Below are 26,945 nucleotides of genomic sequence, written 5' to 3'. Positions count from 1 at the left end.
TGCAAGACGCTATTCAAACCGAGAGGAATGACACCCACATGACATCCAACGAAAACGCGGCGCCAGGGACAGCGGTCGAGCGCGGCGCGGGCGTCGCCGTCTGGCGCCAGATCGAGCAGATACTCTCGGCGGAAATCGCGGCACACGGCTTCGGCGACGAAGGCCGCCTGCCGAGCGAGGCGGAACTCGCGCGGCGTTTCGACGTGAACCGTCATACCGTTCGCCGCGCGATGCTGCGGCTCGCGGCGACGGGCCTCGTCAGCGTCGAGCAGGGGCGTGGCACGTTCGTGCAGCCCGGTGCGATCGACTACCGGATCGGCAAGCGCACGCGTTTCACCGAAAACCTGCAACAGCAGCATCACACGAGCGCGGGCGTCGTTCTATCCGCCGACAAAACCAAGGCTGATCCGACGGTCGCCAAGGCGCTCAGCATCCGCACGGGCGCACTCGTCTATCAGATCGAGTCGCGCCATGATTCCGACGGCGTGCCGATCACCTATGCGCGCAACTGGTATCCGGCCGCGCGCTTCGCCGATCTGCCCGCGACGATCGAATCCGCAGGCGGCATCACGGCGGCGCTGGCGGAATACGGCGTCGTCGACTACACGCGCAAATGGAGCCGCATCGGCAGCGTGCTGCCTTCGTCGGAGGTCGCGCGGCGTTTGCAGATCAATCGCCAGCAGCCGGTGATGTGGGTCGAGAACGTGGACGTCGACGAAACCGGCGTGCCGATCAAATACGGCATCACGCATTTCGCCGCCGATCGCGTGCAACTGATGGTCGAGCACGACGCATGAGCGAAGTCGCCCGGCTCGCCGTCGTGGGTCCGAACGCGCGCATCGCGCTCTACTACGCGCCGCCTGCGAACTCGCCCTGGTGGCACGCGGGCTGCGAATGGCTCGGGCGCGATCCGGAGAACGCGCGCGTTTTTCATCCGCCGGCGCCGCCCGAACTCGCGGCGCTCGGCCTCGACGTGCGCGGCCTGACCCGCGCACCGCGTCGCTACGGCTGGCACGCGACGCTCGTCGCGCCCTTCCGGTGCGCGGAAGGCGCGACGCCGCTCGACGTGCTCGCGGCCGCCCGCGAATGGGCGAGCCGCATCAAGCCATTTTCGATGGCGGTCGCGCCTGCCGAAATGGGCCGCTTCGTCGCGCTGCGTCCTTCGGCCACGCACGACGACCAGGCCGTGCGCGACATCGCCGCCAGCGCGCTTCACGCGCTGAGCGCGTTACGCGCGATGCCGTCCGAGGCCGAGCGCGAGCGCCGTATCGTCGAAGGCATGAGCGCGCAGCAGATCGCCATGCTGCGCGAATGGGGCTACCCGTTCGTGCTCGACGAATATCGCTTTCACATGACGCTCTCCGATTCGCTCGATGACGCCAGCGCGCGGCAAGCCATCGCGTCGCACTGGACGGCGCGCGTCGAAACGCTCGGCGCGCTGCCGCTGCACGGCGCGGCGCTCTTCGCGGAACCGCAACCGGGCGCGCCCTTCATGCTGTGGCAGCGCCTTCCCTTCGACACTTCACAGGACCCGGCATGAGCCAAGCAAACGGCGCGCGGTTGATTTACGTGATGGGCCCGTCGGGCGCGGGCAAGGACTCGCTGCTCGGCTTCGCACGCGAGCGCATCGGCGCACGCGTGATGTTCTCGCATCGATACATCACGCGCCCGGTGTCGGATGGCGAAAATCACATCGCCCTCACGCACGACGAATTCGCTACGCGCCTCGCGCGCGGGCTGTTCGCGTTGCATTGGGAAAGCCACGGGTTGCACTACGGCGTGGGCGTCGAAATCGACCTGTGGCTCGAACGCGGCATGCCGGTGGTCGTGAACGGCTCGCGTCAGCATGCCCACACGGCGCTCGCGCGTTATCCCGGCGCGCAGTTCGTGCAGATCGACGCGAGTCCCTCCGTGCTTGCCGCGCGGCTCGCCCGGCGCGGACGCGAAGACGCGCGCCAGATCGAGGCGCGGCTCGCGAGGCGCCCTTCCCTCGTGCTGCCCGACGAAGCGCATTTCATCACGATCGACAACTCGGGCCTGCTCGCCGACGCGGGTCGCCGGCTGCTGGAGACGATCGGCGCAGCGCAATGACCGCCGCCGCGCGCCGCGTCAGATGACGCGCTCTCGCACCCATGCGGAGCCCAGATCGATCAGCGAGACGATGACGATCACCATCAGCATCACGGCCGCGGTCTGCGCGTAGTTGAACGAGCGGATCGCCTCGTACAGCACCACGCCGATGCCGCCCGCGCCGACCATGCCCACCACCATCGCCGAGCGCACGTTCGATTCGAAGCGATACAGCGCGAACGAAATCCACAGCGGCATGACCTGCGGCAGCACGCCGTAGACGATCTCATCGAGACTGCTCGCGCCGGTCGCGCGCACGCCTTCAGCGGGCCGGGCGTCGATGGCTTCGACCGCTTCGGCAAAGAGCTTCGCGAGCACGCCGGTCGTGTGGACCCACAGCGCAAGCACGCCGGCGAACGGCCCGAGCCCGACCGCGACGATGAAGAGCATCGCGAACACCATCTCGTTGATCGCGCGGCACGCGTCCATCATGCGGCGCACCGGCTGCGCGATCCACACGGGCGCGATGTTCTGCGCCGAAAGCAGCCCGCACGGCACGGCGCACACGAGCGCAAGCGCCGTGCCCCAGATGGCGACCGCGAGCGTCACGATCATCTCGTGCAGGTAGACGCGCCATTCGGTGAAGTCGGGCGGGAAGAAGTCGCGGCCGAAGCGCACCATGTTGCCGGGATCGCGCAGCAGATCGAGCGGGCGCATGTCGGCGCTTTGCCACGACAGGCCGAGCACCGCGAAGAGCGCGATCCAGCCGAGCATCGACGCCCAGCTTCGCTTGGCGGCGCCAGCCGCTGACGGATTCCCGAGCCGGGATGCTTCGACGGAATTCATCACTTGGCCGCCACGGTGTCGAGTTCGGAGAGCTTCCGGTCGAGCGCCGCGAGTTGCGCCTTTTTATCGGCGTCGGACATGCGCGCGTCGTTCTGCACTTGCTCCTTCTTCTGGAACAGCGCCATCTGACGAATCGGCACGAGCTGTGCATCCGACGAGTCGGCGAAGCCCGAATAGCCTGAGATCGCATGCATGATCGCCTGCTCGCGCGGGTCCTTCTCGGCGTAATGATCGAAGAAGCTACGCAACTTGTCCTTGGTCGCCTGCGGCAGGTCGCGACGCCACACGAGCGGGTCCGAAGGAATCAGCGGCGACTTCCACAACACGCGCACTTCCTTGTACCGGTCCAGGTGCTGCGCCTTGAGCGTAGCCAGCATGTCGGTGTTGTTGGTCGCGACGTCGATCCTGTCGTTCACCACCGCGAGCATGTTCGCTTCATGGCTCGACGGCAGCACGCTCTTGAACGATGTCTTCGCGGACAACCCGTTCTTCGCCAGCAGGTAGTACGACGGGACGAGCGTGCCGGACGTCGAGTTCGGATCGCCGAAACCGAGATTGATGTCGCGGCTGTTCTTCAGCACCTGATCGACGCTCTTCCACTTGCTGTTCACGTTTGTGATCAGAAGCGAGTAGTAGCCGGCCTCGCCGCTCTTGTACTTCACTTTGGCAAATACTTCGCCATCCGAACGATCTACGGCTTCGATCGCCGACGCGTTGCCGAAGAAGCCGATCTGTACCTTGTTGAAGCGCATCGCTTCGATGATGCCCGCGTAGTCGGTCGCGAAGAACGCCTTGACGTCGAGTCCGGTCTGCTTGTTGAGATCGTCGATGAGCGGTTGCCAGCGTTGCTTGAGCGCCGACGAGGAATCCGTCGAGATGATGCCGAAGTTGAGCGTCTCGGCAAAGGCAGCATGCGAGACGAACGACGCGGCGAGCGCCGCGCCGGCGAGGAAATGGCGGAACGTTTTCATGGGATGAGGTCCTGTGAGAAGGCGGAAATCGAATCAGGAACTGGCGGCCGAGGCCGCCGAAGCGAACGCGGCGGAATGCGCGGACGCTTCATTGCTGCGCGATGGAACGCGCTCCGCGCGGCGCGCGTTTTCCCACGCGGCGTCGCGCTCGGCGGCTTCAGCATCGGTCAGCAGTTCGTCTGCCGCCGCGCCGTACAGATCGCGCAAGACGGCGGGCGTCAGGTGCTCGGTGGGGCCGTCGAAGACGACACGGCCGTCGCGCAACGCAACCGTACGCGCGCAATACTTCATCGCGACATCGACCTGATGCAGCGACACGACGACGGTCAACCCGTGCTCTTCATTGAGCGAGCGCAGCAGGTCCATCACGCGACGCGACGACTCGGGATCGAGCGACGCGATCGGCTCGTCGGCAAGCACGATGCGCGCGCGCTGCACGAGCGCCCGCGCCAGCGCGGCGCGTTGCTGCTGGCCGCCGGATAGCGTGCTCGCGCGCTCGTTCGCGTGCTCGCCGATCCCCATCGCCGTGAGCGACTGCATCGCGAGTTCGCGTTCGACCGCGGGAAAGCGCCCGGCGAGACGCCGCCACAGCGACACGCGCGAGAGCGCGCCGATCAGCACGTTGGTGCGCACGCTGAGCCGCCCGACGAGATTGAACTGCTGGAACACGAACGCGACGTCGCGCCGGATGCGTCGCACTTCGCGCACGATCCGGCCGTTCTGCTGGATCGGCCGCCCGAGCAGCGTGATGTGCGACGGCTCCAGGTCGGGCGCGGTGAAGCCCGCGATATGGCGCAGCAGCGTCGACTTGCCCGAGCCCGATGCGCCGATCAGCGCGACCATTTCGCCCACGCCCACTTTCAGGTCGATGGCGTCGAGTGCCTTGCGGCCGTTGCCGAACGTCTTCGAGAGACGCTCGATGCGAATTGCATCCATGATTTCCTCGAAATGGCGTCTAAGCGCGTTGATACGTTCGGGAGATTCTAGGAATGCAAGATGACGTGCCGGTGACGCTGGCAAGACGTCTAGATGAATACATGTGTCGGGCACGGACGGCGCGCGAAAAGACAAGCGCTGCGGGAGTGTTTATATTGGACGACCTTGCGGCACGCACGGCTTGCCGCACACCCTTCATAGCCCGAGGACCCGATGAACGATCTTTCCGACTTTCTCGTCACGAAGAAGTGGCCTGCCCTGCAACCCAAGGTGCTCCAGCTCTATTCGCTGCCGACGCCGAACGGCGTCAAGGTGTCGGCGATGCTCGAAGAAACCGGTCTGCCCTACGAGCCGCATCTGGTGCGCTTCGATGCGAACGATCAGATGACGCCCGAGTTTTTGTCGGTGAGCCCGAACAACAAGATTCCGGCGATCCTCGATCCCGATGGCCCCGACGGCAAGCCGCTCGCGCTCTTCGAATCGGGCGCGATCCTGATCTATCTCGCCGACAAGACCGGCCAGTTCATGCCGCAAGACGTCGCGCGCCGCTACGAGACCATCCAGTGGCTGATGTTCCAGATGGGCGGCATCGGCCCGATGTTCGGGCAGGTCGGCTTCTTCCACAAATTCGCCGGCAAGGAATACGAGGACAAGCGCCCGCGCGACCGCTACGTCGCGGAATCGAAGCGGCTGCTCAATGTGCTCGAGCAGCGCCTCGTCGGCCGCGAATGGATCATGGGCGACGACTACACGATCGCCGACATGGCCGTCTTTCCGTGGGTGCGCAATCTCGGCGGCTTCTATGAGGCGGGCGAACTGGTCGGCATCGCGAGGTTTCCGAACGTCACGCGCGTGCTCGACGCGTTTCTCGCGCGACCGGCCGTCGTGCGGGCGCTCGATATTCCGAAACGCAACTGAGCGCGTCGCGCGATGCGTTGAATCTTGTTGTCATGGTGACAGAGTTCACTGTCGGGATGCGACGCTGCGCCACGTTTTCGAAACCCGCGCCAGGCGTGTGAATTTCACGCTTCCTTGAATGCCGTCCGGCTCTTGAGCCACTGGTCGCGCGGCGTCCTGCGACGCTCGCGCCGCGTGCCGACTTTCGCGCGCATCTGATAAGTCGCCGGTGTCTTCTGTGCGTTGATCTGATTCCAGCCGCCGCCGGACGTCACGTCGAACGCGCTGATGTAGCCGCCCGGCGCGAGCGCGGGCACCGGCTTCTTCAAATGCTTGCCATAGTCGAAGCGCGTGCCCGCGGGCCGCGACGGCTCGAACCACGACGGAAACACGAAATCCGACACGGTCACGCCATCGATGTCGTAGCCGAGCGTGTCGGCCTCGCAGGCGTCGCAGACTTCGTACGCGTAGAGCACGCCTTGCGTCGCGCTCGGCTGCACGAATACGGTCAGGTTGATCTCGGGGTCCGCGAGCATTTCCAGCAATTCGTGGCTCGCAGTGACGGTCCACTTGTTGCCGAACTGCTGATCGGTCTTTGCGAAGACCTTGCCGAGCGGCAGGCCTTCGTTCGTCACATCGTGATAACCGAGCGCGCCCGCCTGATCCGAATTGTCGAGAATGCTGAGCCACCAACTACGCGGCGCCGGCTTGCCTTTCCTGCGCACGAAGCTCAGGTCGGCATCGATACCCCAGGCCGGTGCGAAGTGTTCGTGCACCTGTTTTTGCAAGGCCGGAAGCGCGGCCTTGACCTCGGAATCGGTCAGCACCGTGCTCGCGTTGATGATTGAAATCTTGATGTTCGCCATGTTGCCTCCTGTTGGGGACACTTCGGTCTCGGTTGCCGGATTCGTCGGAAGAGTGTGTCGGTCGGACGCAGCGTAGGTCGATTGAATTTGCATGCGTCCAACCGGAGTTATCCCACTTCGATTCCGCGATGGCATCCCCCACAACGCATGCCTACGGATGGAGCGCACGCGCTTGCGTCGCTTTTTTTGAATCGCTACTGTGGGTTGCGTTGATGCAGCTTGTATCGAATCCCTTCGTTCCAACACGCGTATTCGCGTTGCTGCCAACCGATCGTTCGTGCGGCGAAACTTCTTTCGCATCAGTGCTTTGGCGGAATCTCAGGCAGGATATCCACAAGCTTAGGCACAGGAACTGTGGACAACATCCACGGATGATCGCCGGCCGTATGTGCGTTCATGTCGCGTGCGGTCACGCGGTTTGCTAGTACATAGCCAGTTTGGCTGCCTTCGCGGCCCGCCCGCGCGAACACTATCCGCAGGCGACACCGCACTCTTGTCGCGGGGATCATCATGAAACCCTTTTCCGCTGATTCGCGGCATCACTGGTTCTGGTTCGCCGGCCTCTTCGCGCTCGCGTTCTCCGGGTTGGCTCAGGCGGAAGCCGCGTGCCCGAACTGGGTAGAGACGGCGTCCGGAAGCGCGTTCAATATCTCAGCGCTCATTGCCGACGCCGGATCGGCGAACGCCGCGCTCGATCGCGTACGGCGCGCGTTGTCGAAGGTGAACGCGGGCGGCGGATGCGCGATCTTCCGCGACCGTCCCGCTTGCGACGAAACCATGGCGCTCGCGAAAAAGGCGATCACGGCGCTCGAGTCGTGCTCGACGCCGACCGTGTCGAGCAACGTCGACCGCAAAATGCTGGAATGACAGGACGTGCCGATCCACCGCGCGCTTTTTAGCGCGCGACGAAAACGGGATTTGAGTCGAGGGAGAAACGCTCGTGAGCGCCGGGTCGGCTCACGAGCGGGAGACTGCTGACACTGGCGCCGCGTCCTGCGCGCCAGCGTTGTTCAACGATCGAGGAAGGGACGCAGTTTGTCGGCGCGGCTCGGGTGCATGAGCTTGCGCATCGCCTTGCTTTCGATCTGGCGGATACGCTCGCGCGTCACGTCGAATTGCTTGCCGAGTTCTTCGAGCGTGTAGTCCGACGCCGTGTCGATGCCGAAACGCATGCGCAGCACTTTCGCCTCGCGCGGCGACAGCGCGTTGAGCGCGTCGTCGATAGCGGCGCGCATGTTCGCGTGCACGGCGGCATCTGCCGGCGATGCCGCGCTCGAATCCTCGATCATGTCGCCGAGCGTGGCGTCCGCATCTTCGCCGACCGGCGTTTCGAGCGAAACCGGCTGCTTCGCGATCTTCAGGATGCCGCGGATCTTCTCTTCCGGCATTTCCATGCGCTCGGCGAGCACGGCCGGATGCGCTTCCTGCCCGGTCTGCTGCAGGATTTCGCGCGAGATGCGGTTGAGCTTGTTGATCGTCTCGATCATGTGCACGGGCACGCGGATCGTGCGCGCCTGATCGGCGAGCGAACGCGTGACCGCCTGACGAACCCACCACGTCGCGTAGGTCGAAAACTTCCAGCCGCGCCGATATTCGAACTTGTCGACGGCCTTCATCAGACCGATGTTGCCTTCCTGAATCAGGTCGAGGAACTGCATGCCGCGGTTCACGTACTTCTTCGCGATCGAAATCACGAGACGCAGGTTCGCCTCGATCATTTCGCGCTTCGCCTGACGCATCTTCGCTTCGGCGGCCGTCATCTGACGGTTGATCTTCTTCAGTTGCTGGAGCGGCAGCGAGACGCTCGCCTCGATGTCGATCAGCTTTTGCTGTTCCGCCTGGATCGCGGGCAGGCTGCGCTCGAGCGACGCGCCGTACTCGCGCGAGCCCGTCGCCGACGCCGCTTTCGTGGTCCAGTTCAGATCGGTCTCGTGACCCGGGAACGATTCGACGAATTTCTCGCGCGGCATGCCGCAACGGTCCACGGCGATCTGCAGAATGCGACGCTCGACGGCGCGCACTTGCGCGACTTGCTGCTGCACGTCGGCGCACAGGCGGTCGATCGTGCGCGCGGTGAAGCGAATCGGCGCGAGTTCGCGCTGAATCTCTTCGCGCACGCGGGCGAACGCGGCGGCGCCCTTCTCCGGCGTGGCGCTTGCTCCCGACATTTGCTCAAAGAGTTCGCGAACGCGCGCGAAGATCGCGAGGCTGTCGCTCGTCAGTTGCTTCAGGCGCGCTTCGTTTGCCTTGCCCGAATCGGCGCCTTCGAGGTCGCTGTCGTCGCTGTCGCTGTCGGAGTCGTCGCTGTCGGACGCATCGGCGTCGATCTCGGCGCTCGGCGTCGAATCGGCTGCCGACAGTTCTTCTTCGTCACCCTGCTCGTTCAGCCCGTCGACGAGTTCGTCGATGCGCACTTCGCCCGATTCGACCTGTGCTGCGTTGGCGAGCAGCGTCGCAACGGTCGACGGGCACGCGGCGATCGCCTGAATCATTTCATGCAGGCCGTCTTCGATACGCTTCGCGATCGCGATTTCGCCTGCGCGCGTCAGGAGTTCGGTTGCGCCCATTTCGCGCATGTACATGCGCACAGGGTCGGTCGTGCGACCGAATTCGGAGTCGACCGTCGACAGCGCGACTTCGGCTTCCTCGTCTGCCTGATCGTCCGACACGGCGGCCGGCGCGGCATCGTTCAGGAGCAGCGTTTCGGCGTCCGGTGCCTGCTCGTAGACTGCCACGCCCATGTCATTGAACGTGCTGACAATGGTTTCGATCGCGGCCGTCTGCGCGAAGTTGTCGGGCAAGTGATCGTTGATTTCCGCGTGCGTCAGGTAGCCGCGCTCTTTCCCCAATTGAATGAGCGCGCGCATCTGACGCTGCCGCTCTTCGTCCTGCAGTGCGGTGGACGCTGCGTCCAGCACCGGAAGGGCGGCCGCGGCCTTCCCTTTCGAAGCGCGCCGGGCCGGTGTTTTCCGCGCGGACACGACGACTTCCAGCCCTGAATCTTCCCGATCAAAACTTGCCATACTTTCTCCTCGACAGGTTTGCTCGGCGATGACGAGACCATCGGCTGTGGGGGCTGGGCGCCGCCTCTCGCAACCGCCCTGCGCGCTGGCGCGGGCAACTGCTACAGGCGTCTCGCCTCTTGCGCCGACATCACGGCGCGGCGAGGCGCCCCTCGACTTCCAGGATCGCAACGAGCAAAGAACGCGGCCCGCGAAATCGGGCGAGCCGGTTTGAAACCATACGCAAAAACGCGCAACCTTTAATTATAGCGGTACTTGCTGCGTCGCAGCAAGTAAAAAGTTAATCCGGTTCAGCGGAGTGGGACGAACTGACCGCGCGGTTTTGATCCGACCCCCAAGTTCAAAAGGCTCACGTATCAAGGCGCGCGTTTTGCGGAAACAACACGCGGCGGGCGGCCTCGTCCATTTCAGTCTTGAACTGATGCGCCGTACGAAGTGTCTCGGCGCGCGCAGCCGCGGGACGGAGATTGATTTCGTCGAACAGACGCTTCACGTGCGGCAATTTGTTCCAGGCTTCTGCGCCGAGAACGAACGGCACGACGCGGGCCCAACCCCACACCGCCATATCGACGATGGTGTAGTCGTCACCGAGCATATAAGGCTGCCGCGCGAGCCTTGCATCAAGTATGTTCCAGTGACGCCATGCTTCGAAATCGTATCGATTGACTGCGTAGTCTTTCGGCGCAGGCGCGAAGTGCTTGAAGTGCACGGCTTGGCCCGAATAGGGACCGATCCCGGTTGCGACGAACATCAGCCAGGAATACATCTGCGCGCGTTGCTCCGGGGCGTTGGACGGGAGAAAGCGACCCGTTTTCTCGGCGAGATAAAGCAGAATCGCGTTGCTGTCGAAAACCACCGCTTCGCCGTCGACAAGTGCCGGGGTCTTCGCGTTCGGGTTGATCGCTGTGAAGGCGGCGGCATGCTGCTCGCCCTTACGCGTGTCGACGGGCACGAGCTCGTACGGCAAGCCGGTTTCCTCGAGCATCAGCGCGACTTTCGCCGGATTCGGCGACGGGTGGTAGTAGAACTGAATCATGTGGGGACTCTCAGGTTGGTCGTGCGCGTTGGGCGCTTTTGCAGTTAATCATGGCATGGTTTGATACACCTAGCTTGGGGACCGCGAAGGAGTCTTCGAGGAAGGATCGCGGAACTTGGCTTCGGGCTTGGAAATTTGGAGAGCTGATGGAGCGATTGGATCAACGAGTCAGTCTGAGTCCTATGAAATCCGTGCTTATCCGCCCGTCGTCTTGGATTTGTTATTTCGCATAACTTAGTAGTAATTGACGACACTAGATCCCGCCGATTGGCGTCGGGTTTCGACCCGAAGGCATCCAATGTAGTCTCTTCCCCGGCTCGTGTCTGGAAATCTCCGAGACGCCGCAGATTGCCCCGCCTCATCACCCAGGTGAATTCGTACTTCGCGCTGCTCCACTTGCAGAGGACTCGTCGCGTTAAAGCGAGTTGCCGCGACTGCGGTGTCGTTGGGCAAATGTCGATTTGGAGCGCGTACGTTGCCTGCGTCTCGACGATCACAAGCTCCTTCACGTCAGTCTCGCGGGCAATAGTTGGCGGGCGCATGCGTGTTGCAGCAAACGCTTCATATCGCTCAAACTTTGGGCGATCGCAGCCGTGCGAACCGGCTTGGGCATCTGGCGCCTGACCGACTGGCCCTCCTCGGTCGCCGCGAGTTTGGACGTGAAGGCAGTTTCGCGCTGAAATGTCGCAGGTTCAAGAACGCCGCCTTCGAGCGCGGCGACGAATTCTTCCGCCCAGTTTCCGGTCCGCACGCGCGCCTTCATTTCGCGGCAGTGATGGACGGTTATTTCGGTTCCATCTTCGGAAAGCACGAAGCGCCTTTCGTTGGAACTGTCGAAGAAGATCCCGCCGGCATGGTGCTGAACCTCAGCTCGGATGCGCTCGGCTTTCGCGTTGGCCCGTTCGATTTCGACACGTGCAGCCACTTTCGCGCGAATGTGATGGGTGAAGTCGACCGGTGAGCGCAGCAGGGCGCGGAGGTAACTGATCGGATGCTGAGCGTGCTTCAGATGGTCCCAGGTGACTTCGACGACATCGGACAGCCGTTTCGATTGCAGGCGCGCTTCACGCATCAGCTTGAAAATCAAAAATTGATGAAAACCCAGGCTCAACAGGCGGTGAAGGTCCGCGGGAAGGCTCGCCGGTTGTCTCTTTTGAGTAGTAGGGTTTAGATCTTTATATATAGCGCCGTCTGCCACGCTGGCACACGGCACTCGCAAAGAAAGGCTCGTCGAATCGCGAGTGGCCTGAGCGGCCGACGTCGATGCCAGTGGATCTGCACGCGCTGTCGGTTCCTCGACAAGCCCTAGGAGCGCCGCCGCCTTCTCGGTGAGGTGAAGATACGCACGCCCGAATAGGCCAGCGTCGCCGTGCCGTTTCTGAGGCGGACGGGCGATAAAGCCTTCGCATTCGAGGTCGTCGAGGCTGCGGTAGAACGTGCGCATCGATTGCAGCGCGCGGCCGGTGAGAAGCTCACGGCGAGCGAAGATGGCTGCGAACGGGCGGTTTGCGTCGACGGTACGTGCCAGGGCTGCGAGCAACGATCGCGAACGAGCGGGCAGCGCGGCGATGTGATTCGCTCGGTGAGCGGCGCGAAAAATGATCCACGGGAGATTCGATCGATCGCAGGCGTACTCCTGGAGGGCCGCGTGATCTTGGCTTGAATTGTTCGATTTGGTTGCGCGAAGACGATCATCATCCTCGCCAGCAACGGGAAGTTGCGCGATAAGCATGTCCAGTCGTCCATTTCTGAAAAAATGGAAGTCAAACGCTTGACTGGCGAACGCTATTCGCTACACTTCGAGGTGTGCACTCGTGACCCGATTGGCGTCGGGAAGCGTAACGGGCGAACGACAGTTAAGCCCGATATTCAAAAGCCTTCGGTTGGCGCCGAAGGCTTTTGTCTTTCTGAAGCGGGTTTGGCTACATGGCTAATCTTTCCTAGATCTCATAACTGATTGATTCTTAAGAGAACTCTACTAGGTTCGAATTCCGTACGGCGTTGGGTGATTACTAAGTCTCTGATTTCATTCAAAACCTACTAGGCACTCAGTCGTCCGCAGCGTCAGTGAGAGATTGATTGATGAAGTCGGTGATGCGTTGGGCCCACAATTCAGCTTCCGCCGCATCTTTTTCGAAAAAACGAACGCCGACAACGCCACTGCGAGCCGACACTTCGCAGACCTTTCGCTTTCCCCGCTTGATGACGGTTGGCGCCGTCACGGTCGTGCGAAGTTTTTCCGTCGCAAGCGCTACTGCTCGATCCTGCGTAAAGCTCTCGTCGTCCACCAGCCTGCGGATGGCCTCGACGACCTTCTCGGCTTTCCCGGACTCTGCCAAAGCCGCGAGCTTCTGTGCGGCGTTGCTTCCCAGTCGTTCCGGCTTCTCCGCAAGCGCGGCCTTCGCAGCGTCAGGCAGCGCGTCGAACGAAAAAATTCGCGTGACGTGACTTTTGCTCAAGCCCGCGCTTTCCGAAATCTCGGCACGCGACAACCCGGATATCTCTTGCAGCCGTTTGAAGTTCCAGTACTTTTCGAAGTCCGTTAGCGACGGCGATAGTAGATTCGAAAAGAAAGCTGCAAACTCGATTTCACCTTCTTCGATCGATGCAATGTTCGCCCGGATGCTTTTGCGACCCAATTCGCGATAGGCCGCCACCCGATTGTGGCCGGCAACAATTTCGAACCGATCATCCGGAAGGGTGCGCACTAGGATTGGCGTCGCGAGCGCGTGCTGCGCCAGATTGTTCTTGAGTTCCTGGAACTGCTCCGGCGTCAGTTTGCGGCGGCGTCCGTTCACCTCGACGAGTGAATCCAGACTGACTTCGAGCGCTGCCTTTTCCTCGAGTTGGGATTCCAACTCCTTTATCCGGGCGTGCGCGGAGTTGATGCGGTTCTGTGCATCCATTAACCGGCCCGGTGACGTCCGAGGCTCCGAGTCGTTCGATTTTGGCGGAGTTGATTCCGCTGGCCTCGATCCAATGTTCGCCGTCTTGGCGAGTAGTCTGTCCCCGATGCCCATTTAATCCTCCGATTGATTCCACGAGCGGACGAACTGTGCGTCCAGATGCTCCGCCAGCCGATCAAGCGGTTCCTTGAAACGGTTGTATGCCGCCGTGCTTCCATCCGGTTTTGAAAGGTCGTACACCGTGGAAAGTTGCGCCGATGCGCCCTTAGGAACGGTCGATTCGGGTATCTCGAAAGGCAGCACTCGATCTCCGTAGGCCTTCTGCAGCCACCCGCGAACGACGCGAGAGACGTCGTCAGACTTGGCCTTCGTCATGATGACGTTGACGAAGTCGAAGCGCTTTTGCTCCAGCACGCCGGGCAGTTTCTTGGCAATATCGGCGAATAGGTGCCAGAACTGCGTCGAGCTGGCGAAGTCAAGCGCCTCAGGCGGGCAGGGGAGCAGAATCGCGTCGGATGCGAGGAGCGCGTTGATCGTGAGGTAGCTGAGCGCAGGCGGCGTATCGATGACGATGACGTCGTACTCCGCAGCAAGCGGCATCAGCCCCTTGCGCACGATTTCCCAAAACTCGAACGTGCTGTCGTTGAGAACCTTCGCCGGGATCTCGAACTCCGCGTCGAACAGCGACGACGACGCCGGAATCAGATCGAGGTTGTGCCAGTAGGTCTCCTGCACCGCGTAATGTAACGTCGACTGGTCGCCATAGATGAGCGGCAGCAGGGTCTGGTCGTCGGAAATTTCGGCGTCGGGTGCCCAGCCGCACAGCTGCGTGGTCGTGCCCTGCGGATCGCAGTCGATCACGAGCACCCGGCGGCCAAGGAGCGTCAGCGCCTGCGCGGCCGATACGGCCGTCGTCGTCTTCGCCACGCCGCCCTTGAAGTTGGCGACCGTCACGATGCGTCCGCGTTTACCCGGAGGCCGTCTTGGCCGCTCGGACGTGGCGTGAACCCACGTCAGCGTTTCCGCCAGCGTGAATTCCTTGCTCCGACCAGCGCCCTTCGACGTTCCCGGCGGCAGTTCGCCCTTCGTGGTGAGATACTGGAAGCGCTGCTTGTCCAGGCCGCAAAGCGACGCGACCTGCGAACTGGTGTAGGTCGGCGCATTCTTTCGCGGATACGGTTCCAGCATCGCATCGCGAATCTGGTTGAGGATGTCAGTGGCTTGGGCAGCCACTCCCAAGAGCGTTTCTATCGAAACGGATTGGTCGACTTCGGGAAGCCGAGCGCTTAGCATGGAATTCGCAGTCACTGGCGGGCCTGGGTAAGCAAATAATTCTTCGGTTTGTGTGGAAGATGCTGCAAACCGAAGAATAAACGTCGAACCGGTAAACCTCAAGTAAACTCTGAAGTGTTGTTTCGGCGGCGACGCGGCCGGCGGCGGCGCTTGGGCGGGATTTTGCCTCCCGTCCGCGGTAAACGCGCGGTTTACGCGCCGAGTTTGGATGCCGGACAATGAATTTGGATGGCTTCCAATACGGCGTCGACGCTTGGACTCGAGACCTTCCGACGCGGCACGTTCGAGGCCTCCGACATGCCTGAGGCCCCCGCCGTCCAGCAAGCCGTGAAACAACCGATATTTTTCTACGAATCTAGAAAATCGTTAAAAATCAATATGTTGCCCGATCATTCTAAACATGTTTCACGGAGCTGTGTCGACGGGTGCGTTTTCTGCGTTGGGTTTTGATGCCTCATTGACGATTTCGGGACTAGTTTGTCAAATCGTCGCGATCGGCACGGTATCTGTTATTTTCGTTACATCGTGCCCTCGGGACACCGCTGGCAAGTCTTCTCGATAAGCCGCAGGCCGAACCTATCGGCGCCGCGCTCGCATCGACCATGCGGCGCAAGCTGCCAGACCCGATGCTGGAGCCCGACCGAAAGAGCACCACCGATTCCGCCCACAAGCGCGAATCGTGCGCTTTCCCTGCACAGCAAGCACGCCACCCAAAGAAGCGCGCACGTCCAAACCCGCACCCACCGCATCAAAGTTGAGAATGATTCGCGTTTACGTTAAGTTGCGGATTGTCCTTCGACTGTGGAGCAACTTCATGTCTCAGATGCGCGCCCCGTTCGCACCTTCGAAACGTCCTGCCGTTTCACCGCGACCGCCGCTGATCACCGCGCGGCATGAATTCTGGCGCCCGGCTCCGGACAAGGCGTCGCCGAAAGCCCAGCCGTCTCTGCTCGACGTCGCCATTGCGAACCGGCAAATGCTAGTGAACGTGGCGCGCGGTTTCGTCGGTTGCGCGAGCCGGGCGGAGGACGTGGTCCACGACGTCTTCGTCCAGCTCATTGATTTTGCCGGGCAGGATGCGGTGCGCCAGCCGATGGGCTACATCGCGCGCATGGTGCGCAACGCGTCGATCGACGCCTGTCGCCGGCAGAGTCTCGAAAACACCTATCACGCCGACGAGCAAGACGGCCTCGACGTGCCCTCGCAGGAACTTACGCCCGAAGCCAAAGTGCAGGCGCGCGATACGCTGCGCCGCGTCTGCGACGCGCTCGCGCAATTGCCGGCGCGAAGCCGGACCGCGTTCGAGATGGTGCGGCTCTCCGAGGAAACGCTGCAAAGCACGGCGCGAGCGCTGAACGTGTCGCAGACGCTCGTCCACTTCATGGTCCGCGACGCGCAAAAACATTGCGCCGACTGCCTCGAAGCCTGCGACCGCAACGTCGCCTGTCCTGCGTTTCTCGGCGGCCGCGCCCGTCGCCGGTAAAAAAGCGCGCGCACCAAACGTCTATTCGATGAAGGCGGCGTTCAGAGTGCGCGCGGCCGCTCCCATTGAATCCCAAACCGACCAAGCCACCGACCATGACCCAGGCCCAACCATCTACGACCGCAGTCGCCGCAAACGAAGCAAACGATCTCGTCTACACCGTCGTCATCAACGACGAAGAACAGTACTCGATCTGGCCGACTTTCCGTGCCGTGCCAGCGGGCTGGCGCGAAGCGGGCGTGCGCGGCCCGAAGGCCGATTGCCTCGCGTACATCGAAACCGTCTGGACCGACATGCGTCCCGCGAGCCTGCGCCGCCATATGGACGACGCCGCGCACAACACCCGCGCGTCCTGACGGTCGCCGCCGACACGAGGACTTCGCATGACCCCACTTTCCGTCGCACCGCCCGCGCTCGGCGACCTGCGCATCGAACCCGGCTTGCCGACCGTCGTCGCGCCGCGCGCGGGCGCGGACCTGTCGCTCACCGAAGCTGCGCCGCTTCTGCAAGCGATCGTGGGCGATACGCTCGAACGCGCCGGCGGCGTGCTGTTCACCGGCTTTCGCGTCGAGTCGATCGAGGCGTTCCAGCGCTTTGCCGCCTCGTTCGGCGATCCGCTGATCGGCTACGAATTCGCGTCGACGCCGCGCAGCCAGGTCGAGGGCGCCGTCTACACGTCGACCGAATATCCGCCGCACCGCTCGATTCCGCTGCACAACGAACAGTCGTACACGCGCGAGTGGCCAATGCGCATCTGGTTTCATTGCGCGCTCGCCGCGCGCTCGGGCGGCGCGACGCCGATCGCCGACAGCCGCGAGATCTATCGCGCGCTCGATCCCGCGCTCGTCGCGCGCTTCGCGAAGCGCGAACTGCGCTACGTGCGCAACTTCGGGCAGGGTCTGGACTTGCCGTGGGAGCAGGCCTTCGGCTCGGCCGATCCGCGCGAAGTCGAGCGCATCTGCGCGGCGCGCGGTATCGCGTGCGCCTGGCGCGAAAGCGACGACGGCGAGCTACTGCTGCGCACCGAGGAGCGTTGCCAGGCGGTGGCGCGCCATCCGCGCACGGGCGAGATGGTCTGGTTCAACCAGGCGAATCTCTTTCACCTGTCCGCGCTCGACGAAGACATGCAGGAAGCGCTCGTCGATGCGGTCGGTCTGGAAAACGTGCCGCGCAACGTGTACTACGGCGACGGCGAATCGCTCGAAGCCGATGCGCTCGCCGAAATCCGCGGCGTGCTGGATCAGGAGCGCGTCGTGTTTCCGTGGCTGACCGGCGACGTGCTGATGCTCGACAACATGCTCGCCGCGCATGCGCGCGATCCGTTCGAAGGTCCGCGCAAGGTCGTCGTCGCGATGGCGAAGAGCTATCGGGAGCAGCCCGAGCGCGACGGGACGGCGCAACGATGACCGTTCGCGCCGCACTCGCCGCCCGTGCGCTCACGGTCGGTTATCGCGACAACGTCGTGCTCGACTCGCTCGACCTGCAGATCGCGGGCGGGCGCATCACCGCGCTGTGCGGTCCGAACGGCTGCGGCAAGAGCACGCTCTTGCGCACGCTCGCCGGATTGCAGCCCGCGCGCTCGGGGCAGGTCGACGTGAACGGCGCGCCGCTCGGAAGTCTGCGACGCCGCGCGCTCGCGCGCACGCTCACGATGCTCGCGCAGTTCAACCAGATTCCGGCGGGCCTGACCGTGCGCGAACTCGTGGCCTACGGGCGCTATGCGCACGGCGGCTGGCTGCGCGGGCTGACGCGCGCGGACCACGCGGCCATCGACGAAGCGCTTCAGGCCAGCGGTCTCGCGACAGACGCGTCGCGCGATGTCGCGGCGCTCTCCGGCGGCGAGCGGCAACGCGCGTGGATCGCGATGGCGCTCGCGCAACAGGCGCCGATCGTGCTCCTCGACGAACCGACGACCTATCTGGATATCCACCATCAGCTCGACATCCTGCGCGAACTGCGGCGTCTGAACCGCGAGCGCGGCCTGACGATCGTCTGGGTGCTGCACGACCTGAACCAAGCGGCGGCCTTCAGCGACGACATCGTGCTGATGCGCGCAGGCCGCATCGTCGCGCAGGGTTCGCCCGAAGCGATGCTCGACCCGCGGCATTTGCAGGACACCTTCGGCGTGCCGATGCTGCGAATCGCGCATCCGCAGACGGGCGCGCCGATGTGCGTCCCGGCTTACGACGGCGCGCCCGCGAGAGGCGAAGCGCTGATCGCGGAAGAATCGGGCAAAGCCGCATGACGACGCTCGCCACCCGCCGGCGGCTGCGTCGCGAAATGCCGGTTGCCGCCGCGCCGAATCGCGTGGGCACGCTGGGCGCCGCGCTCGTCCTCCTGATCGCGGCGCTGGCCGCGCTGCGTCTCGCGCCCGACATTCACGCCTGGCTCGCCGCGCCCGCCGGCACCGATGCAAGGCAACTCGCCGGCATCTTTCTCTTCGACCTGAACGCGCCGCGCATCGTAGCGGCGCTCGTCGCGGGCGGATGTCTCGCGGTGGCCGGCGCGCTCTTCCAGGCGATGACGCGCAATCCGCTCGCCTCGCCCGATCTGCTCGGAATCACGGGCGGCGCGCAACTCGGCCTCGTCGCCGCGATGATCGCGCCGTCGCTCGTGGGCGTCGCTTCGGTGCCGCTGCTTTTTGTCTGCGGCCTCGGCGCCGCGGGCTGCGTCGCGGCCGCGGCGGGCGGCTGGCGCGCGACGCCGCTCAGGCTCGTGCTCGCGGGCAGCGTCTGCATGCTGCTCTTTTCCGCGATCACGACGCTCCTGCTCGCGTTCTTCGAACAGACGGTCGTCGGCGCTTCGCTGTGGGCGAGCGGCAGCCTGTATCAACCGGGCGCCGCGGGCCTGAAGACCGCGCTCGGCTGGGTCGCCGTGCCGCTCGTCGCGCTGCCGTGCGTGATCCGGCCGCTCGATCCGCTCGCACTCGGCGACGACGCGGCCGCCGCCGCCGGCGTGCGCGTCGACGCGACGCGCCTCGCCGCGATGGCGGTCGCGGTCGGTTTTGCGAGCGTCGCGGTGAGCATCGCCGGGCCGCTGTCCTACGTCGGCCTGATCGCGCCGAACCTGCTGCGACAGGTGCGCGGCGCGAAGGCGTCGAAGCTCGGCGCGCTCGTGCCGCTCGCGGCGCTCGCGGGCGGCGCACTGGTGCTGGCAACCGACAGCGCCGTGCTCGCCCTCGACCTGGATTCGACTTTATCGACGGGCGTCGCGATTGCGTTCATCGGCACGCCGTTGATGCTCGCGATGATCCGCAGCGGCGCGGCGTGGTCGGGCGTGCTGCATGCCGGACAGGAGCGCGCCCCGGCGGCGGGCGGCACGCGTATCGTCCGGGCGCTCGCGGCGCTGCCGTGGCCGGCGCTCGCCATGATCCTGCTCGCGGCGGGCGGGGCGCTGGTGGCGGCGGGTGCGTCGCTCGGCGCAACGTGGATCGGCCCCGGCCGCTGGCTCGCGATGCTCGATCATCGCGACGACGTCGCGCGGATGCTCTTCGACCTGCGCGTGCCGCGTTTGCTATGTGCGCTGCTCGCGGGCGCGCTCCTGGCGGCGAGCGGCGTGCTGATGCAGACCATCGTGCGCAATCCGCTTGCCGGACCGGAAGTGCTCGGCGTGACGCAGGGCGCCGGTCTCGCGACGCTCGTCGTGCTGATGATCTGGCCGCTCGCCGGTCATTCGATGCTCGCGGTTGCCGCGCTCGCGGGCGGCGGCGCGACGCTCGTCCTCACGCTGCTGTTCAACCGGCGGCACCAGTACGCGCCGCTCGCGGTCGCGCTGACGGGCATCGTGATCGGCACGCTGTGGACGACGCTCGCGCAATGGCTCATCACGCAGCAAAGCGTGCAGCCGGCGCGCTTTGTCGTGTGGCTGATCGGCGGGACGTATGGACGCAGTTGGGGCGAAGTCGCGATGCTCGTGCCGTGGTGCGTGCTGGCGCTGCCGGTGTTCGTGCTGCTGGCGCGTCCGCTCGATCTGCTCGCGCTCGGCGACGATCAGGCCGTCGCGCTCGGCCTGCCGGTTGCCGTGTTGCGTCCGCTCGTCCTGACGGTGGCGACGCTCGCGGCGTGCGCGGCGGTGGCGGCGGTCGGGCCGGTCGGCTTTATCGGACTGATGGCGCCGCATCTCGCGCGTATGCTCGGCGCGCGCACGCACGGCACGCGCCTCTGGCTCGCGGCGGCGCTCGGCGCGCTCGTGCTGGCGGCGGCGGATGTCGCGGCGCGCACGCTGCTCGCGCCGCGCGAGATTCCGGCGGGCGTGTTGACCGCGCTGATCGGCGCGCCGTATCTGCTCGCGCTCCTGGTGACGGAAACCCGGCGCGACAAGCGGAGCGCACGATGAACGACGCGCCAGCGCGCGCGGCGCCACGTCTCGCGGATTTCGCGCCCGCAGCGATCGCGCCTTACCTGGAACACGTGTGGCTCGGCGTGCCCGACGATGCCGACAAAGCCGCCGACGATGCCGTGCGCATCCCGCTGTCGTCGCTCGGCGATCATCGCGACGCGTTGCTCGCTGCGATGGCCGGCCACTTTGGCGGCGACGCCGAATTGCACGCGCGCGCGCTGCTGTCGCAGTGGAGCAAGTATTACTTCGGGCTCGCCGCGCCGGCAGGCGTCGTCGCGGCGCGGCTGCTGCGCCGTCCGCTCGACATGTCGCCCGAGCGTGCGCAGCTCGTCCTGCGCGCGGGCATGCCGGCCGCGCTCCACTTTCCCGCCGATGCGCTGAAAGATCCCGTCGACGATCCCGCGCTCCGCTACGCCGGACTGATCGCGCATCTGCATGGCGTGATCGGGATGCTCGCGGGCATGACGAAGATCGCGCCGCGCGTGCTGTGGAGCAACGTCGGCAATCTGCTCGACTATCTGCTCGGCCAGTGTCCGCCGCCGCCCGGCGTTCGCGACGACGACGCGGCATGGCTTTTCGGTCCCGTCGATGCCGCAGGTGAACCCAATCCGCTGCGCATGCCGGTGCGCGAAACGACGCCGCGCTCGGCGCTGCTGCCGAACCCGTTTCGCGCGCGCCGCGTGTGCTGCGTGCGCTATGAGATTCCAGGAGAGACGCAACTGTGCGCAAGCTGCCCGCTACTGCTGACGATGCGCGACGACGAACTCGCGCTGCAGGACGTCATCCGATGAAACGCGCGGCGCATGCGGGCATCGCGATCGCGCTTGCCTGCGCGGCGCTCGCGAGCGGCGTGGCGCGTGCCGCCGAGCCGGTAGCGAACCCGACGCAGAACGCGCGCGAATGCGCGCCGCTTGCGAGCAACCCGACGGTGTCGCAGGCCAGCCGGACGATGCCGATCAAACCGAAGCGCATCGTCGTGCTCGAATTCATGTTCGCCGAGGATCTCGCCGCGCTCGACGTGACGCCGGTCGGCGTCGTCGATCCGCAGTATTACGCCGGCTGGATCGGCTATGACAGCGCGCGCTTCAAGGGCGTGCCGGAAGTCGGCACGCGCCAGGAACCGAGCCTCGAAGCGATTGCCGCGACGCGGCCCGATCTGATCGTCGGCGTGGGCTACCGGCATGCGCCGATCTTCGACGCGCTGGACCGCATCGCGCCCACGGTGCTCTTCCAGTTCAGCCCGGACGTCGAAAAGGGCGACCCGGCGGCGACCCAGCTCGACTGGACGCGCACCATCTTCCGCACGATGGCTTGTCTCACCGGACGCGAGACGGCAGCGCGCGCGGTCGAGGCGAAACTCGACGCGGGTCTCGCCCGCGACGCCGAACGGCTCGCCGCGGCCGGACGACAAGGCGCGCAGTTCGCGCTGTTGCAGGAACTCGGCCTGCCGGACCGCTACTGGGCTTACACCGGCAACAGCACGGCGGCGGGCGTGGCGCGCGCGCTGGGCGTGAACCTCTGGCCGTCCACGCCGACGCGAGAAGGCACGGTCTATCTGACGTCGGCGGATTTTCTGAAGCGGCCGGATGTGGCGGTGTTGTTCATCACGTCGACGGGCGCGGACGTGCCGGTCGACGCAAAACTCGATTCGCCCGTCTGGCGCTTCGTGCCGGCGCGAAGGGAAGGGCGCGTATCGCTCGTTGAGCCGAATATCTGGGGCTTTGGCGGTCCGATGTCGGCGTTGCGTCTGGCCGACATGATCACCGACAAGTTGCTGGCATTGCCGGCGGCTAAAGGAAGGTGAATTTCAGTCGAATTATGGCGCAGTGTCCCGTTTTGACCATTCAACGCGCACGTTCCGACATTCCGCCCGAACTATTGATCTGACATGATCAAACTGAATTAACCGCTGTCACCTCGCGATCATGTGGACCATCAGTCGACCCAAATCCGCTAAGGGACGCTCACGTTAATTCTATGAAAGAACAGTCCAAGCTTCGACCAGCAAGTCAACGCAGGCTAAGAGAGAAAGCTTCATGGATAGAGCATATCGTTCAAAGTGAAACTTCAGGCTTCTAGATGAGTAGAGCCGCGAGGAAGGGGGGCGGGTGAACAGTGCAGCGCGTTGCACGACCTGCTTAATGTCGCGAACGGCAAGGTAGGAGAACCTTGGGACTCCTGCGCAGTCATTTCTCCACACGACGTGTGGAAGAACGACAACGCAAGTGTCATCAAAGAATCGGGGGAATCCGTCGCTTGCGCGATCGCTTTAAGACGTTGAGCGCGTACCGGTGTGCGGCGCATGAGCGAGACGAACGTTGTCACGAGGTCCCGCTATGACGCGTGCTCGTCGCGATCCGAGAACCCCAGGTGCCGGCCATGGCGCGTGCTCGACATCGCATCGCCATGCCGGCCATCGCACTCAGAACGTATCCCAGCCGCTGTCGTTGCCTGCTTTTCCTATTACGCCCGGCATGGAGGCCAGCGCAGCCACCGGCCGGGCGGATACCATGGCTTTCCTGACCGCCGGCCGCGCGGCCGCCGCGCGAGGCGCCGGCAATTTCTCCGGCGATGCCGGTTCTTTTGAAGCGGACGCGCTCGCATCGGAATCCAGGTGGAAGAACGAAATCACCTCGCTCAGCTGCCGCCCTTGATGCTCAAGCGATTTCGACGCGGCCGCCGCTTCCTCCACCAGCGCGGCGTTCTGCTGCGTGACTTCGTCCATCTGCGTAATGGCCTGATTGACCTGCTCGATGCCCCGGCTCTGTTCCGTCGATGCAGCCGCAATCTCGCCCATGATGTCGGTCACACGCGAGACCGCATGCGTGACTTCCGACATCGTCTTGCCCGCCTCGTTCGCGAGCAACGACCCGTTCTGGATCATCTGCACGGATGCGCCGATCAGGTCCTTGATCTCCTTCGCCGCACTCGACGACCGCTGCGCCAGGCTGCGCACTTCGCTCGCGACCACCGCGAATCCGCGACCCTGCTCGCCCGCGCGTGCCGCCTCGACGGCCGCGTTGAGCGCGAGAATGTTGGTCTGAAAGGCGATCCCTTCGATGATCCCGGTAATGTCCGCGATCTTCGCGGAGCTTCCGTGGATGACACCCATCGTATCGACGACCTGACCGACCACCTCGTTGCCCTTGAGGGCCACCTCGGACGCGCTGGCCGACAGCGAGCGTGCCTGCTGCGCATTGTCGGCGTTCTGCTTCACCGTCGACGTCAGCTCTTCCATGCTCGCGGCCGTTTCCTCCAGCGATGCGGCCTGCTGCTCAGTCCGCGCAGACAGATCGACGTTGCCCGATGCGATTTCGCGGGAGCCAGTTGCGATACCGTCGGCGGCATGGCGGACCTGACCGATCAGCCGTACCAGGCTCGCCTGCATCTCGCCCATCGATGCGAGCACGCTGTCCGCAGGTGCATGCGCCGCACCGGGAACAGGGCTCAGATCGCCGGCGGCGACACGCTGCGTCATCTGGCCGAGCACGGACGGCTCGGCGCCCAGAATGCGCAAAAGGTCCCGCGTGATGAAGATGCCGGCTATCGCCGCTATCGCAACAGCGGCCAGCGCGATGCCGCTCAGAAGATTGCGCTGAGTGACGAAGTCAGCGCCGCTCTGTTGAACCATCAGCGTCGCACGATCGTGGGTCAAATCCCCGTAGTCGTTGGTCGCCTTGATTAACGCCGAAAGCAAGGGCCTGCATTTGGCATCGATTGCCGCAATGGCCGCCTCGCGCTGGTTGCTCGTCGCAAGGCGGAAGATGTCGAGGGCCACTGGTTGATATAGCGCTTCGATTCGCGGAATTTCAGCCGCGAAACTGCGGGCCTTGTCGCTCATGTCGGTAGCCTGGGCCACCAATGCGTTGAACGCCGCAATACGGGTCTGCACCCGTTGCTGGGCGTCAATCACGGCCGTCTTTTCGTGCTCGACACTCTCGGGCGTCGTCACGAGCACGAGGTTGCGCACCGCCATCGCGCGGTCATTGACTGCCGCGCGGATCGATCCAGCCAACTCGGCGCGTGCGTTGATGCCTTCGACAAAGTCCGAAAAGCGTTCGTTGGCGTCGTTCAGTTGTTTCAATGCCATGCCGGACACGACGATCACGACGCCCGCGAGGGCGCCGAAACCGATCGCGAGCTTTGCCTTCACAGACATTTTGCTGGACTTCATATTTAATCTCCTTGTCTGCATGAGGAGTGGCGCTTGCCGGGGATCGGTCGATCTTTAAGGGGTCAAGCTTCCGGTCTCATGCATCAGGATTGACGGCTCGGCATGCGGCGTTCTACATAGTGGGAAACCCTTGAACATTGGATATATTAAGCTGTCCCTAATTGATGGGAAAGAACGTATTTAAATATTTCAGTGATACCAAGCCAACTTTCTTCCTTATCACCCCACCGTCCCGTTCCCCGCTTCGCCTATCACCGCCAGCCTGGCACCGGCCCCGAACGTTTCGTTCACCACCTTCCCGTTCTCCAGTTTGAGCACGCGATCGGCGAGCCGGAAATAGCGGTCGTCGTGCGTGATGACGATCACCGTCTTGCCGCGCGCGCGCAGTTCCGGCAGCAGTTGTTCGTAGAACACCGCCTTGAATGCCGGGTCCTGGTCGGCGGCCCATTCGTCGAAGAGATAGAGCGGCCGGTCTTCCAGATACGCGATCACGAGCGCGAGGCGTTTTCTCTGCCCCGTCGATAGCGCGCGCGTCGAGAACGCGCCGTCCACGACCTGCACCTTGTGATCGAGCGCGAGCTTTGCGACAAGCGCATTGGCCCGCGCGTCGGCGTCCGCGTGCGACGCGTCGTTCGGATCGACGATGCCGAGCAGCGCATCGAAGAGGTGAAAGTCGTTGAACACCGCCGTGAAGCGCTCGCGATACGCGGCGCGCTCGTTCGCCCCGACCGGCGCGCCATCGACTTCGATCACGCCGCCTTCCGGCTCGTAAAGACCCGTCAGCACCTTCGCGAGCGTGGTCTTGCCGCTGCCATTTCCGCCGACGATGAACACCAGTTCCCCCGGCCGGAACGTCAGATCGACGGGACCGATGCGGAACATGCGCTCGTCGCGTTCATGAAAATACGAATGCGTGACGCCGCGCAGCGTGAGCGTCGAGAAGGGCGCATGCGCGGCGCGCGCTTCGGCCGGCGTCGGCGGCGTCGCAGCGACGTCGCCGAATTCGCTCATCACGTTTTCGATCCGGTCGAGCGACACGCGCGCCGCATTCACCGTCGGCAGGTTGTTGAGCAAGCCGTCGAGCGGCACGAGCATGAACAGGAACACGATCACGTAGCCGGCGGCCGCGGGCGTATCGGCGCGCACGCCCAGCGACGGCCAGAACGCCGCCGCGCCGAGAAACGCATAGAACAGGAAGATGATCCAGCCGACGCCGACCGCATAGGCGCTGAACGCGCGGCGCCGATGGTCGCGCACCTCGCCGATCGCCGCACCCAGTTGTCCCTCGACGAACTGTTGCGAACGCGCCCGATGCAGCTTGAGCTCCTTCGCGCCCGCGAAGAGCGCGCCGAGGTAACCGAAGAGCTTGTCCTGCGCCTTGCCCGCCGCTTCCAGCGAGGCGATCGCGCGTTTGTCGCCGGTGTGATAGCCGAGCGAGCCGGTGACGATCGCCGTGAGCGCGAGCAGGCACACCGGCCACGACAGCCACGCGAGATACCCGAGGCAGCCGAACACGATCGAACCGTGCATCACGATGTTTGGCAGCGCGAAGAAAAGCATCGAGACGTTGGTGGCGTCGTCGGTCAGCACCGACTGCACCGGCGCCGCGCCGATGCGCTCGACATCGCGCAGTTCCGCCGCCGCCACCCGCCGCGCGACGTGCTCGCGCAACTGCGCCATCGTGTCCTGCGAGAGACGCGCGAACAGCACGCCGGAAATCACGCGCGTCATGAGCGCGACGATCGCGCAGAGCGCGAAGCGCCAGGCGAGCGCGCTGTCGGCGGACGAGGGCTGCGAGAGCGCGCGATTGAGCGTCGCGACGAGCATCACGCTCGCGATGCCGTTCAGCACGCACGCGGTGAGCGCGAAGGCGAACGCGCCGCGCGAGCGTTGCAGCAGCGCGAGGATCAGGTGCGCCGCGGGCTTGGGCGGCGCGGCGGAACGGGAGGAATACGGGGCGTCGGAACGCTCGTGGGCAACGGTCATCGGCAATGGGTCACTGGAAGGAAAGAGCGGGCGCGGGAATGCACCTCCTTCTCGATAGACGTTTGGGCGCGGCGAATGTTTAGCACTTCATCAAAGACGACGCGCGGGTAGCGCGCAGAA

At 64.3% G+C, this 26,945-nt stretch carries 23 protein-coding genes; 12 read left to right on the top strand and 11 right to left on the bottom strand.

What is annotated here, in order from left to right:
* Nucleotides 1-38 precede the first annotated feature (38 nt).
* Genes phnF through phnN form a run of 3 tightly spaced genes read left to right on the top strand, consistent with a single transcriptional unit; the run spans nucleotide 39 to nucleotide 2,091 of the window.
* Complete coding sequence (gene phnF / locus AWB66_RS10230; protein WP_087630176.1) at nucleotides 39-797, top strand: phosphonate metabolism transcriptional regulator PhnF; 759 nt, start codon at nucleotides 39-41, stop codon at nucleotides 795-797.
* A complete protein-coding gene (locus AWB66_RS10225) occupies nucleotides 794-1,540 on the top strand; it encodes a DUF1045 domain-containing protein (protein WP_087630175.1) in 747 nt (248 codons plus the stop codon). Before phnF ends, AWB66_RS10225 begins: the two co-directional genes overlap by 4 nt.
* Complete coding sequence (phnN, locus tag AWB66_RS10220) at nucleotides 1,537-2,091, top strand: phosphonate metabolism protein/1,5-bisphosphokinase (PRPP-forming) PhnN (RefSeq protein WP_087630174.1); 555 nt, start codon at nucleotides 1,537-1,539, stop codon at nucleotides 2,089-2,091. Before AWB66_RS10225 ends, phnN begins: the two co-directional genes overlap by 4 nt.
* Before the next feature lie 18 nt (nucleotides 2,092-2,109).
* Here phnN and phnE read toward each other — a convergent pair whose 3' ends face one another.
* The 3 genes from phnE to phnC are packed head-to-tail and all read right to left on the bottom strand — an operon-like array spanning nucleotide 2,110 to nucleotide 4,823.
* Nucleotides 2,110-2,916 carry a phosphonate ABC transporter, permease protein PhnE gene (phnE, locus tag AWB66_RS10215; protein WP_087630173.1) on the bottom strand — a complete coding sequence of 269 codons (807 nt, stop codon included), beginning with the start codon at nucleotides 2,914-2,916 and terminating at the stop codon, nucleotides 2,110-2,112.
* Nucleotides 2,916-3,887 (bottom strand): phosphonate ABC transporter substrate-binding protein, encoded by a 972-nt coding sequence (phnD, locus tag AWB66_RS10210; RefSeq protein ID WP_087630172.1) that lies wholly within the window; start codon nucleotides 3,885-3,887, stop codon nucleotides 2,916-2,918. Before phnD ends, phnE begins: the two co-directional genes overlap by 1 nt.
* Nucleotides 3,888-3,920: 33 nt before the next feature.
* Entirely contained in the window at nucleotides 3,921-4,823 is a 903-nt protein-coding gene (gene phnC / locus AWB66_RS10205) for a phosphonate ABC transporter ATP-binding protein (protein ID WP_087630171.1), read from the bottom strand.
* 213 nt (nucleotides 4,824-5,036) lie between these two features.
* Between phnC and AWB66_RS10200 the strand changes: the two genes are divergently transcribed.
* On the top strand, nucleotides 5,037-5,741 hold the full coding sequence (locus AWB66_RS10200) for a glutathione S-transferase N-terminal domain-containing protein (protein ID WP_087630170.1): 705 nt from the start codon (nucleotides 5,037-5,039) through the stop codon (nucleotides 5,739-5,741).
* Nucleotides 5,742-5,845: 104 nt separating this feature from the next.
* Here AWB66_RS10200 and AWB66_RS10195 read toward each other — a convergent pair whose 3' ends face one another.
* Complete coding sequence (locus tag AWB66_RS10195) at nucleotides 5,846-6,586, bottom strand: hypothetical protein (protein WP_087630169.1); 741 nt, start codon at nucleotides 6,584-6,586, stop codon at nucleotides 5,846-5,848.
* 510 nt (nucleotides 6,587-7,096) lie between these two features.
* Between AWB66_RS10195 and AWB66_RS10190 the strand changes: the two genes are divergently transcribed.
* Nucleotides 7,097-7,453: a hypothetical protein gene (locus tag AWB66_RS10190; RefSeq protein WP_235021071.1), complete on the top strand. Its 357-nt coding sequence runs from the start codon at nucleotides 7,097-7,099 to the stop codon at nucleotides 7,451-7,453.
* 143 nt (nucleotides 7,454-7,596) lie between these two features.
* Here AWB66_RS10190 and rpoD read toward each other — a convergent pair whose 3' ends face one another.
* From rpoD to AWB66_RS10165, 5 genes are all read right to left on the bottom strand, one after another.
* The gene (rpoD, locus tag AWB66_RS10185; RefSeq protein ID WP_087630168.1) at nucleotides 7,597-9,609 is read right to left on the bottom strand and encodes an RNA polymerase sigma factor RpoD; all 2,013 of its coding nucleotides are present in this window, start codon (nucleotides 9,607-9,609) and stop codon (nucleotides 7,597-7,599) included.
* Nucleotides 9,610-9,958: 349 nt separating this feature from the next.
* The gene (locus tag AWB66_RS10180; protein ID WP_087630167.1) at nucleotides 9,959-10,645 is read right to left on the bottom strand and encodes a glutathione S-transferase family protein; all 687 of its coding nucleotides are present in this window, start codon (nucleotides 10,643-10,645) and stop codon (nucleotides 9,959-9,961) included.
* A 505-nt stretch (nucleotides 10,646-11,150) separates the two neighbouring features.
* Complete coding sequence (locus tag AWB66_RS32910) at nucleotides 11,151-12,377, bottom strand: replication protein O (RefSeq protein ID WP_125469704.1); 1,227 nt, start codon at nucleotides 12,375-12,377, stop codon at nucleotides 11,151-11,153.
* Nucleotides 12,378-12,693: 316 nt separating this feature from the next.
* A complete protein-coding gene (locus AWB66_RS10170) occupies nucleotides 12,694-13,551 on the bottom strand; it encodes a ParB/RepB/Spo0J family partition protein (protein ID WP_235021070.1) in 858 nt (285 codons plus the stop codon).
* Between the two features lie 114 nt (nucleotides 13,552-13,665).
* A complete protein-coding gene (locus AWB66_RS10165; protein WP_087630164.1) occupies nucleotides 13,666-14,844 on the bottom strand; it encodes a ParA family protein in 1,179 nt (392 codons plus the stop codon).
* 814 nt (nucleotides 14,845-15,658) lie between these two features.
* Here AWB66_RS10165 and AWB66_RS10160 point away from each other — a divergent pair.
* From AWB66_RS10160 to AWB66_RS10130, 7 genes are all read left to right on the top strand, one after another.
* Nucleotides 15,659-16,327, top strand: a complete 669-nt coding sequence (locus AWB66_RS10160) for an RNA polymerase factor sigma-70 (RefSeq protein WP_087630163.1) — start codon at nucleotides 15,659-15,661, stop codon at nucleotides 16,325-16,327.
* 95 nt (nucleotides 16,328-16,422) lie between these two features.
* Nucleotides 16,423-16,683, top strand: coding sequence for an MbtH family protein (locus AWB66_RS10155; RefSeq protein ID WP_087630162.1), 261 nt, complete (start codon nucleotides 16,423-16,425; stop codon nucleotides 16,681-16,683).
* A 27-nt stretch (nucleotides 16,684-16,710) separates the two neighbouring features.
* Complete coding sequence (locus AWB66_RS10150; RefSeq protein ID WP_087630161.1) at nucleotides 16,711-17,733, top strand: TauD/TfdA family dioxygenase; 1,023 nt, start codon at nucleotides 16,711-16,713, stop codon at nucleotides 17,731-17,733.
* Entirely contained in the window at nucleotides 17,730-18,572 is an 843-nt protein-coding gene (locus AWB66_RS10145; RefSeq protein ID WP_087630160.1) for an ABC transporter ATP-binding protein, read from the top strand. The genes AWB66_RS10150 and AWB66_RS10145 overlap by 4 nt, the downstream gene beginning before the upstream one ends.
* Nucleotides 18,569-20,662, top strand: coding sequence for a Fe(3+)-hydroxamate ABC transporter permease FhuB (gene fhuB / locus AWB66_RS10140; protein WP_087630159.1), 2,094 nt, complete (start codon nucleotides 18,569-18,571; stop codon nucleotides 20,660-20,662). Before AWB66_RS10145 ends, fhuB begins: the two co-directional genes overlap by 4 nt.
* Entirely contained in the window at nucleotides 20,659-21,456 is a 798-nt protein-coding gene (gene fhuF / locus AWB66_RS10135) for a siderophore-iron reductase FhuF (protein WP_087630158.1), read from the top strand. The genes fhuB and fhuF overlap by 4 nt, the downstream gene beginning before the upstream one ends.
* Nucleotides 21,453-22,469 (top strand): ABC transporter substrate-binding protein, encoded by a 1,017-nt coding sequence (locus AWB66_RS10130; RefSeq protein ID WP_087630157.1) that lies wholly within the window; start codon nucleotides 21,453-21,455, stop codon nucleotides 22,467-22,469. Before fhuF ends, AWB66_RS10130 begins: the two co-directional genes overlap by 4 nt.
* Nucleotides 22,470-23,087: 618 nt before the next feature.
* Here the strand turns inward: AWB66_RS10130 and AWB66_RS10125 are convergent.
* Nucleotides 23,088-24,839 (bottom strand): methyl-accepting chemotaxis protein, encoded by a 1,752-nt coding sequence (locus AWB66_RS10125; RefSeq protein ID WP_087630156.1) that lies wholly within the window; start codon nucleotides 24,837-24,839, stop codon nucleotides 23,088-23,090.
* A gap of 219 nt (nucleotides 24,840-25,058) precedes the next feature.
* Nucleotides 25,059-26,825, bottom strand: a complete 1,767-nt coding sequence (locus AWB66_RS10120) for a cyclic peptide export ABC transporter (protein WP_087630155.1) — start codon at nucleotides 26,823-26,825, stop codon at nucleotides 25,059-25,061.
* Between the last annotated feature and the right edge of the window lie 120 nt (nucleotides 26,826-26,945).

The organism is Caballeronia telluris (genome assembly GCF_001544495.1).
GTDB classification, from domain to species: Bacteria; Pseudomonadota; Gammaproteobacteria; order Burkholderiales; family Burkholderiaceae; genus Caballeronia; species Caballeronia telluris.
This window is presented reverse-complemented; position numbering and strand designations above follow the sequence as displayed.